Annotated in this window: 6 protein-coding genes; 5 read left to right on the forward strand and 1 reads right to left on the reverse strand. The window is 74.4% G+C overall.

The features are described 5' to 3' along the window. The coding region (locus tag J7I94_RS32570; RefSeq protein WP_215173017.1) for a non-ribosomal peptide synthetase at positions 1–5407 on the reverse strand (5407 nt) is incomplete at its 3' end. Positions 5408–5544: 137 nt separating this feature from the next. Here J7I94_RS32570 and J7I94_RS32575 point away from each other — a divergent pair. The 5 genes from J7I94_RS32575 to J7I94_RS32595 all read left to right on the forward strand — a co-directional run bounded on the left by J7I94_RS32575 (position 5545) and on the right by J7I94_RS32595 (position 10348). Then, a complete protein-coding gene (locus tag J7I94_RS32575; RefSeq protein ID WP_215173019.1) occupies positions 5545–6585 on the forward strand; it encodes an iron ABC transporter permease in 1041 nt (346 codons plus the stop codon). 3 nt (positions 6586–6588) lie between these two features. Beyond that, positions 6589–7686 (forward strand): iron chelate uptake ABC transporter family permease subunit, encoded by a 1098-nt coding sequence (locus J7I94_RS32580; protein WP_215173020.1) that lies wholly within the window; start codon positions 6589–6591, stop codon positions 7684–7686. 88 nt (positions 7687–7774) lie between these two features. Next, positions 7775–8599 carry an ABC transporter ATP-binding protein gene (locus J7I94_RS32585; RefSeq protein WP_215173026.1) on the forward strand — a complete coding sequence of 275 codons (825 nt, stop codon included), beginning with the start codon at positions 7775–7777 and terminating at the stop codon, positions 8597–8599. 44 nt (positions 8600–8643) lie between these two features. Beyond that, positions 8644–9972 (forward strand): lysine N(6)-hydroxylase/L-ornithine N(5)-oxygenase family protein, encoded by a 1329-nt coding sequence (locus J7I94_RS32590; RefSeq protein WP_215173022.1) that lies wholly within the window; start codon positions 8644–8646, stop codon positions 9970–9972. A 43-nt stretch (positions 9973–10015) separates the two neighbouring features. Further along, a complete protein-coding gene (locus J7I94_RS32595; protein ID WP_215173024.1) occupies positions 10016–10348 on the forward strand; it encodes an antibiotic biosynthesis monooxygenase in 333 nt (110 codons plus the stop codon). The last annotated feature ends 74 nt before the right edge of the window (positions 10349–10422 follow it).

A 10422-nucleotide genomic window follows, 5' to 3' on the forward strand; every position in this document is an offset into this window, starting at 1 on the left:
GGGCGGGGGCGGATACGGGGGCGGGCCGGGGGCTCGGCTCCTCGGCGTCGAGCAGGAGCGCCGAGGACGGCGCCGGCAGCCGGCCCGCCTGCGAGGTGAGCGTGACCACGGTCGCGGCGCCGGAGTCCCGGAGCATGTGGGCGACCCGGTCGGGCGGATAGTCCAGGTCGACGGGCAGATAGGCGGCGCCCGACTTGAGTACGCCGAGCAGCGCGACCACCAGCTCCGCCGACCGGGGCACCGCCACCGCGACGAACTCCCCCGGCCGCGCGCCCAGCCGGGCGGCGAGCGCCTCGGCGCGGGCGTCGAGTTCCGCGTACGTGAGCCGGGTGTCCTCGAAGACGACCGCCGTCGCCTCCGGGGTACGGGCGACCTGCGCGGCGAACGCCGCCGCGAGGGTGGTCTCCGCGACGGGCCGGTCCGGGCCGGCCGGGTGGGCGCGCAGGGCCTCGTCGGGCGAGAGGAGCTCGACGGAGGCCGCGGCCCGGCCGGGGTCGTCGGCGATGGCCTCCAGGACGCGGACCAGGCGGTCGCCGAGGGCACGTACGGTGCCGGTGCCGATCCGGTCGGCGTGGTGCTTGAGCCGGAGGTCGAGCCGGGCGCCCGGCTTGACGACGAGGGCGAGCGGGTAGTGCACGGTGTCGTGGAAGGCGTCGCCCGTGATCCGTACCCGGCCGGAGGCGTCGCGGAGGCCGGTCGCGGCGGGGTAGTTCTCGAACACGACGAGGGTGTCGAAGAGTTCCCCCTCCCCCGCGTGCCCCGCCAGCCGCTGGATCTCGGCGAGCCCCAGGTGCTGGTGGCCGAGGAGGCGGGCCTGTTCGTCCTGGAGGCGGGTGAGCAGACCGGCGAGGGCGGCACCGGGTGTCCAGCGGAAGCGGGTCGGCACGGTGTTGATGAACAGGCCGACCATGGACGCGATGCCGTCGACCTCGCTGTCCCGGCCGGAGACCGTGGTGCCGAAGACGACGTCGTCGCGGCCGGTCAGCCTGCCCAGGAGCAGTCCCCAGGCCGCCTGGACCACCGTACCGAGGGTGACACCGTGTTCCCGCGCGCGGTCGGTGAGGCGCTCGGTGGTCTCCTCGGGGAGTTCCACCCGGACGTGCGCGGGGAGTACGGGGGCGGTGGAGGCCGGGGCGGTCACCAGGCGGGTGGGTTCGTCCAGGCCGGTGAGGGCGGTGCGCCAGGCGGCGCGGGCGGCCTCCTGGTCCTGGGCGGCCAAGCGGCGCAGGAAGGCGCGGTAGGGGGTGACGTCGGGGAGCGGCGGGGCGTCGGTGCCGTAGTACGCCATCAGTTCGCGGTGCAGGACGGGCAGCGACCAGCCGTCGGCGATGATGTGGTGGAACGTCAGGACCAGGTGGGCGCGGTGGTCGTCGAGGCGGACGAAGGCGCAGCGCAGCAGCGGCGGCGTGGCGAGGTCGAAGCCGGCGGCGCGTTCCTCGGCGGCCGTCCGCTCGACCGGTGCGGGGTCGCTGTGGGGAGCGGGGCCGGTCTCCCGCCAGGGCAGTACGGCCCGTTCGGCGATGATCTGTACGGGGGTGCCGTCCGGGCGGCCGCGGAAGGCGGCGCGCAGGGGGGCGTGGCGGTCCAGGAGACGCTGGGCGGCGCGGCGCAGGGCGGCGGCGTCGACCGGTCCGGCCAGGTCGAGGACCTGCTGCACCACATACGTGTCCCGGCCCGCCCCGCCGGTCAGGGCGTGGAAGAAGAAGCCCTGCTGGAGCGGTGCGAGGGGGAGCAGTTCCCCGACGGGCAGCGGGTGCGTGCCCTGGACGGCGGCGAGTTCGGCGGCGTCCAGGGGGAGGAGCGGGGTGCCGGCGTCGTCCGTGTCCTCGGTGCGGGCGGCGGCGGCGCGGGCGAGGGCCTCGGCCGTGCGGTGCCGGAACACGTCGCGGGTGGTCAGCGTCAGCCCGGATTCGCGGGCGGCGACGAGGAGTTGGATGGCGCTGATGCTGTCGCCGCCGACGGCGAGGAAGTCGTCCTCGGCGGTCACCGAGTCCAGGCCGAGCACTTCGGCGAAGAGCCGGCACAGCAGCCGTTCGCGCGGGGTCTCGGGCGGGCGGCCGGAACTCGTCGCCGCGTGGTCCGGGGCGGGCAGCGCCCGGACGTCGAGCTTGCCGCTGGGGGTGACCGGCAGGGCGTGCAGGGGCACGAACGCCGACGGGACCATGTAGTCGGGCAGCCACTGGGCGGCGTACCCGCGCAGGGCCCGCATCAGTGCCGTCACGTCCCGGAAGGGGGCGGGACGGTTGGCGTGGGGCCGGGTGCCTGAGGGGCGGTAGCGGCCGGTGACCGGGCCGTCGAGGGCGAGGACGGCGTCGAAGGCACCGTCCTCGGCGGTGGCGTTCCAGGTGAGGGCGGCCCGGTAGCCGTGCGCGGCGGCGAGGGCGTGGAGGTCCTCGGGGTCGGCTCCGGTGCCGGCCGCGCCGCTGCTGTCGTCGAGCCGGCGCAGGTCGGCCAGGTCGTCGGCGAGCCGGGTGTTGGGAATGCCGGTGATCCGCAGCCGGGGCGGGCGCTCGGCCAGCAGCGCCCGCAGCGGGCCCGTCCCGGTCCAGGGCACCTCGTGCTCGTCGGGTCCGGTGGACGGCGTGGCCGCCGGAACGGGGCGCAGGACGACGTCGTACCGGTACCGGCTCAGCTCGTTGTGGTGGGCGCCGCGCTTGAGGCGGATGTCGGCGTCGAAGCCGTCGAGGGCGGCGAAGTAGTCGGGGTCCAGGAGGAGTTCGCCCTCCCAGCGCACCGATCGCTCGACGGCCTCGCGCAGCGCGTCCTTGTCCGCCTCCTGGCCGGGACCGGCCCGGCGGGTCTCCACGGCGGCGCGCAGGGTGCGCAGCAGCCGCAGGTTGCGGACGTCGCCGACGAAGATCCGGCCGCCGGGGGCGAGCAGCGCGGCGGCCCGGCGCAGGACGTCGGTGAGGTGACCGGCTCCGGGGAAGTACTGGACGACGGAGTTGAGGACGATCGTGTCGAAGTGCCCGGCGGGCAGGCCGTCGGTGTCGTGGGCGGGCCGCGCGGACAGCCGGACCCGGCCGGCCAGGCGCGGGTCCGCGGCGACCTGGCCGCGCAGCGCCTCGACCGCCCGCTCCGAGAGGTCGGTGCCCCAGTAGCTCTCGCAGTCGGGTGCGATCCGGGACAGGATCAGGCCGGAGCCGACACCGATCTCCAGGACGCGGCGCGGCCCGAGTTCGCGGATGCGGTCGACGGTCGCGTCCCGCCAGGCGCGCATCTCCCGCACGGGGATCGGACGGCCGTCGTACATGCTGTTCCAGCCCGCGAAGTTCTCCCGGAGCCCGGCGGTACGCGCTCCCTCCGCACCGGCCGCTCCGTACAGGAGGTCGTGCAGCTCGCGCCACTCCTCGACCCGCGCCCGGTCGTCGGACGGCGCGTCCAGGGCGGGTACGACGTAGGCGGCGAGCCGCCGGTCGCCGGGGCGGTCCTCGCGGGCGACCACCGTGACCTGGTCGACGGCCGGGTGGCCGCGCAGTACGGACTCGATCTCGCCGGGCTCGATCCGGAACCCGCGGATCTTGATCTGGGTGTCGGCGCGGCCCAGGAACTCCAGCCGGCCGTCACCGCGCAGCCTCACCAGGTCGCCGGTGCGGTAGAGCCGTTCGCCGGGGGCGCCGAACGGGTCGGCGACGAACCGTTCGGCGGTCAGGCCGGGCCGGTCCAGGTAGCCGCGGGCCAGGCCCTCCCCGCCCAGGTACAGCTCCCCGGTGACCCCGGCGGGCACGGGGCTCAGCCAGGCGTCGAGGACGTAGGCCCGGGTGCCCGGGTCGGGGACGCCGATGGGGACTAGGGAGCCGGGCGGGACGTCCGGGTCGCACAGGCCGAGCGTGGAGTTGGTGGTGGCCTCGGTCGGGCCGTAGGCGTTGAACATCATCCGGCCGCGGGCGTAGCGGGCGACCAGCTCCGGCGAGACCCGCTCGGTGCCCGCCAGCAGGGTGGCCGTCGGCGGGAGGGTCACGTCGTCGGGGAGGGCGGCCAGCAGCGCGGGCGGCAGGATCATGAAGGTGACGCCGTGGGCGTGGGCGTAGTCGGCGAGCGGCGCTGCGGGCACGCGGCGTTCGGCGGGCACGACGACCAGGCGGCCGCCGGAGAGCAGACCGAGGCACAGGTCCCAGAAGGCGACGTCGAAGCTGGGCGAGGCGAACTGGAGCACCCGGCTGTGCGGGCCGATACCGAACCGCTCGCTCTGGGTCGCGACCAGCTTGGCCACCCCGCTGTGCGCGAGGACGACGCCCTTGGGCCTGCCGGTGGAGCCGGAGGTGTAGATGACGTAGGCGGCGTTGAGGACGGTGAGCGGAGCGCTCCGGTCGGCGTCGGTGGGGTCGTGGGCCGGGCGGGCGGCCAGTTCCGCCGCCGTGACGGGGGCGTCGAGGGCCAGCGGCGTCATGCCGCCGCGGGCGGGCAGGTCGCGGGCACCGTCCTCGGTGGTGACCAGGCAGACGGGGGCCGCGTCGCCGAGCATGTAGGCGATCCGGTCGGCGGGGTAGTCGGGGTCGACCGGGAGGTAGGCGGCGCCGGACTTCAGGACGGCGACCTCGGCCACGATCAGGTCGGCGGAGCGGGGCAGGGCGATGGCTACGACGCGTTCGGGGCCGGCGCCGCGGGCGATCAGGGCGTGCGCCAGCCGGTTGGCGCGGGCGTCGAGTCCGGCGTACGTGAGCCGTTCGTCCTCGAAGACCAGGGCGACGGCGTCGGGGCGGCGCCGGACCTGCTCGGCGAACATCGCGGGCCAGGTGTCCGGGGGCACGCCGTGTCCGGTGGCGTTCCGGTCGACGACGATCCGGCGGTACTCGTCGGCGTCCAGCAGCGCGAGCCGGGCGACGGATGCGTCGGGGCGGGCGAGGGCGTCGGTGAGCAGGGTGCGGTAATGGCGGAGGACGCGGTCGGCGGTGGCCTCGTCGAAGAGGCCGGGGTGGTAGGTGGCGCGGGCTTCGCCGCCCTGTACGTCCAGGAGCAGGTCGAGGGGGGCGGGCAGGCCGGTGGCGGGCCGGCCGGCGGTGGCGAAGGCCGTGTTGAAGAACAGGCCGCCGCCGCGCGTCGGCCGGGGGTGTATTTCGTCGGCCAGCATCTCCAGCGGCAGTCGCTGACTCTCGGCCTCCTGCCAGGCGTGGGTCACCCGCCGTACCAACTCCCGGAACACCGGCTCGTGTTGGAGGCTGACCCGGACGGGCAGTCCGTCGTGGCCGACGGTCAGGTCGGTCGCGCCGCTGTAGCGGTGCAGCAGGGCGAAGAAGGCGGCCAGGAGGACGAGGTCCGGGGCGTCCGGCACCTCGGTGAGGGTGCGGGCGGACCGGTCCGGGTACGGATCCGGAGGGTGTGGCCGGTCGGTGGGCAGGGCAGTCTCGGGAGGCGGTGGGGTGAGCAACGTCCGCCAGTGGACCAGGGATTCGTCGGAACCGCACACGACAGCGCGCCTCCCGGCAGGTCGGTCCCGGCCCTGGGCCGGGGGTCGGCGCCATAGTAAGGTAAGGGTTACCTAAATCACAGGGTGCGCACAGCTTCCAGGCCATTCCAGGCAGACCTGACCGAAGGAAAACGGACGTGGGGACCTTGGCGGTCCGGGTGGCGAAAGGCCCCCGCGCGGCACTCCTGCTCATCCTCTCCGGCGCGGCACTGCTCGCCCTGTGCGGGATGTCGATGGCGTTCGGGGCGCTGAGCGTGCCCCCCGGCCAGGTCTGGGACACCCTGCTCGGCCACCCGCCCGGCTCCCGTGTCGACAACGTCATCTGGTCGGTACGGCTCCCCCGCACCGCGCTCGGTCTCGCCACCGGCGCCGCGCTCGGCCTGTCCGGCGCCCTCATGCAGGCGCTGACCCGCAACCCGCTGGCCGACCCCGGCATCCTGGGGGTGAGCGCGGGCGCCGCCTTCGCCGTCGTCCTCGCCGTGGGGGTCCTCGGCATCGGCTCGGTCCACGGCTACATCTGGTTCGCCTTCGCGGGGGCGGCGGTGGCCAGTGCGCTGGTCTACGGGCTCGGCGGACTCGGCCGCTCGGGCAGTACCCCGGTGAAGCTGGCCCTGGCCGGCGTCGCCGTGACCTCGCTCTTGTTCTCGCTGACCAGCGCGGTCGCCCTCACCGACCCGGACGCCCTGAACCGGTACCGCTTCTGGTCCGCGGGCTCGCTGGCCAACCAGGACCAGGGGGTGCTGCTGCGGGTGCTGCCCTTCCTCGCCGTCGGCGCGGTGCTGGCCCTGGCCTGCGCGCCCGCGCTGAACAGCCTCGCGCTCGGCGACGACGTGGCCAAGTCCCTCGGCCTCAGGCTCGGCGTGGTGCGCGTCCAGGGCGTGGTGGCGGTGACGCTGCTCACCGGCGGCGCGGTCGCCGTCATCGGGCCGGTCGTCTTCGTCGGGCTGGTGGTGCCGCACATCGTCCGCGTCCTGACCCAGGCGGCCGGCATCGGCCCGGACCACCGCTGGCTGCTCCCCCTGTCGGCGGTGCTCGCCCCCTGTCTGCTGCTCGCCGCCGACATCGCCGGACGGCTGATCGCCCGGCCGGCCGAGGTGCAGGCCGGCATCCTGGTCGCCTTCGTCGGCGGCCCGTTCTTCATCGCGCTGGTCCGCCGTCGACGCCTCGCGGAGCTGTGACCCATGACGACCGAACTCGCCCCCGTGCCGGAGCACCAGGACGCCGCGCGCCGCCGCACGGCCGGCCGCGTCCCCTTCCGGTTCGCGCTGCCGCCCGTCTCCGGGGTGCTGCGGCCCCGGCTGCTGGGTGTGTGCCTGGTCCTCGCGGCCGTCGCGTTCCTGGCGTTCAGCGTGGAGACGGCGACCGGGGACATCTCGCTGCCGCTGGCCGACGTGGTGCGCGCCCTGGTGGGCGCGGGCGACCCCGGCACCCGGCTCATCGTCCACGAACTGCGGCTGCCGCGCTCCCTGGCCGGGCTGCTGGTCGGCATCGCGTTCGGGGTCTCGGGCGCCCTGCTCCAGACGATGACGCACAACCCCCTGGCCAGTCCCGACATGATGGGCATCACCCAGGGCGCCGGGACCGCGGTGGTGGCCGGCATCGTGCTGGGCTGGGACGCGGGGGTCGGCACCCAGACGCTGGGGCTGCTCGGCGCGCTCGCCGCCGCGCTGCTCGTGTACGTCCTGGCGTGGCAGCGGGGCACCACCGGGTACCGCATCGTCCTGGTCGGCGTGGGCGTGGCCTGGCTGTGCACCAGCGCCACCGACTACCTGATGGCCCGAGGGCAGCGTTTCCAGGCCCAGGCGTCCCTGGGCTGGCTGGTCGGCAACCTCAACGGCCGCACCTGGGACCAGATCCGCCCGCTCGCCGTGACGATGGCCGTCCTGGTGCCGGTGGCGCTGCTGCTCGGGCGGCAGCTGCGGACCCTGGAACTGGGCGACGACGTCGCCCGGGGCCTGGGCACCCGGGTGCAGACCGTGCGGGTCGCGGTGCTGCTGGCCTGTGTGGGCCTGGTGGCGTTCGGGACGGCGACCGCCGGGCCGGTGGCGTTCGTGGCGCTCGCGGCGCCCCAGATCGCCCAGCGGCTGGCCGGCACCGCCCACCCGCCGCCGGTGGCCGCGGGGCTGACCGGCGCCGTCATGGTGCTCGTCTCCGACCTGGCCGCGCGGAAGCTCGTTCCGGGCACCGAGCTTCCGGTCGGCATCGTCACGGGCGTGCTCGGCGCCCCCGTCCTGCTGTGGCTGCTGGTCCGCGCCAACCGCGCCGGTTCTGGAGGGTGAGGAAGTGTCTGCGAAGTCTTCTGGATCCGAGGCGGTACGACAGACGCCGCACGAACCGGCCCACGGCGCTCCCGGCGCCGGACCGGACCTGCGGGCCGAGGGGCTGCGGCTGGCGTACGGCGACCGGGTCGTCGTCGACGGGCTCGACCTGGCCGTGCCCTCCGGCCGGATCACGGTGATCGTCGGGGCGAACGCGTGCGGCAAGTCCACCCTGCTGCGCGCCCTGGCCCGGCTGCTGAACCCGGGCGCGGGCACCGTCCAGCTGGACGGGCGCTCGATCCACTCGATACCGACCCGGGCGCTGGCCCAGCGGCTCGGCATCCTTCCGCAGGCGCCGGTCGCGCCGGAGGGGCTGACCGTCATCGACCTGGTGGGGCGCGGGCGTTCACCGCACCAGACCTGGTGGCGGCAGTGGTCGGCCGCCGACGAACAGGCGGTGCACGAGGCGCTGCGGGCCACCGCGATGACCGAGCTGGCCCAGCGCGCCGTCGACGAACTCTCCGGCGGCCAGCGGCAGCGCGCCTGGATCGCCATGGCGGTCGCGCAGGGCACCCCGGTGATGCTGCTGGACGAGCCGACGACGTACCTCGACCTCGCCCACCAGATCGACGTCCTGGACCTGATCACCGACCTGAACCGGCATCAGGGCCGCACGGTCGTGATGGTCCTGCACGACCTCAACCAGGCCTGCCGCTACGCCGACCACATCGTCGCCATGAAAGCGGGCCGGATCGTGGCCGAGGGCGCGCCGTCCGAGGTGGTCACGGCGCGGACCGTGGAGGAGGTCTTCGGCCTGCGCTGCGTGGTCGGCCGCGATCCGGTCAGCGGTACGCCGATGGTGGTGCCGATGGGCCGTCACCACGAACCGGCCGACACCGACGCCCCATTGTCAGGTAAGGCTAACCTTATTTAGCATGAGCCTGCTGGAAGCGGCCCGCAACGGGAGGCGATGAAGCGGTGACGACACTGCACAGTGGGCCGGATTCCGTCTACGACGTGCTGGGCGTCGGATTCGGCCCGGCCAACCTGGCCCTGGCGATCGCCCTCCACGAACACGGCGTCACCGCGGGCCCCGAGGCCCCGTTCCGCGCCGGATTCCTGGAACGCCAGCCGCGCTTCGGCTGGCACCGGGGCATGCTGATCGACGACGCCACCATGCAGGTGTCCTTCCTCAAGGACCTGGTGACGATGCGCGACCCCACCAGCGACTTCAGCTTCCTGTGCTACCTGCGCGAACGCGGCCGGCTGGTCGACTTCCTGAACCAGAAGACACTGTTCCCGCTGCGGGTGGAGTTCCACGACTACTTCGAGTGGGCCGCCGCCCGCCTCGGCCATCTCGTCGCGTACGGCGCCGAGGTCGTCGCGGTCCGGCCGGTCACCGAGGACGGCGAGGTCCGCTGGTTCGACGTGGTCAGCCGGGACCCGGCCGCGCCCGACCGGCACACCGTCCGCCGCGCCCGCGCCCTGTGCGTGGCCACCGGCCTGGAGCCCCGGCTGCCGCCCGGCGCCGTCCTGTCCGACCTGGTCTGGCACAACAGCGAACTGCTGCCGCGGGTCGACGAGTTGGTGCGCTCCGGCCGGCCGGTGCGCCGCGCGGTGGTGCTCGGCGCCGGACAGAGCGCCGCCGAGGCCGTCGACTACCTCCACCGCAGGCTGCCGGAGGCGGAGATCTGCTCGGTGTTCGCCAAGTACGGGTACACGCCCGCCGACGACAGCCCGTTCGCCAACCGCATCTTCGACCCCGAGGCCGTGGACGTCTTCTACGGCGCCCCCGCCGAGGTCAAGCAGTCCCTGTTCGACTACCACCGCTCCACCAACTACTCGGTGGTCGACACCGAGTTGATCGAGTCGTTGTCCCGGACCATGTACCAGGAGCGGGTGCAGGGCAGGCAGCGGCTGCGGATGCTCAACGTCTCCCGCATCCGCGAGGTCGAGACCCGCGCCCACGATGTCCGGGTGACGGTCGAGTACCTGCCGACCGGCGAGCGCGAACTCCTCACCTCCGACGTCCTCGTCTACGCCACCGGCTACCGTCCGCAGAGCATCGGGGACAGCCTCGGCGAGATCGCCAAGCTCTGTCTGCGCGACGACGAGGACGCCCTGCGCGTCGGCCGCGACCACCGGGTGGAGACCGCGCCCAACGTCACCGCCGACGTCTACCTCCAGGGCGGCACCGAACACACCCACGGCCTCACCTCGACCCTGCTGTCCACCACCGCCGTACGCGCCGGGGAGATCTGTTCCGCCCTGCTCGCGCGCCTCCGTGCCGATGTGCCGCGCGGGTGACCCGGACCGGCCGCGCCCGAGCCGGTACGGCAGGATGGGGGCCATGAGCGTAGTCAAGATCAACGTACTGACGGTCCCCGCCGAGCAGCGCGAGACGCTGGAGAAGCGCTTCGCCTCCCGGGCGCACGCCGTGGAGAACTCCGACGGCTTCGAGTGGTTCGAACTCCTGCGCCCGGTCGAGGGCACCGACACCTACCTGGTCTACACCCGGTGGCGTGACGAGGAGTCCTTCCAGGCGTGGATGGAGGGCCCGATGAAGTCGGCCCACCAGGGCGGCGGCGCCCCCGAGGGCGAGCGCCCGAAGCCGGCGGCGAGCGGCTCCACCCTGTGGTCCTTCGAGGTCGTGCAGCAGGCGGGCCCGGCCGCCGGCGCCTAGGGCCTGTCGTTTGGATCACGCCGCAGACGCGGGGTCTGGCACGCGCATCTGCGGCGTTGTCGTCACTCGCCGAC

It is taken from the genome of Streptomyces sp. ISL-12 (assembly GCF_018614415.1).
In the GTDB taxonomy this organism is placed as follows: domain Bacteria; phylum Actinomycetota; class Actinomycetes; order Streptomycetales; family Streptomycetaceae; genus Streptomyces.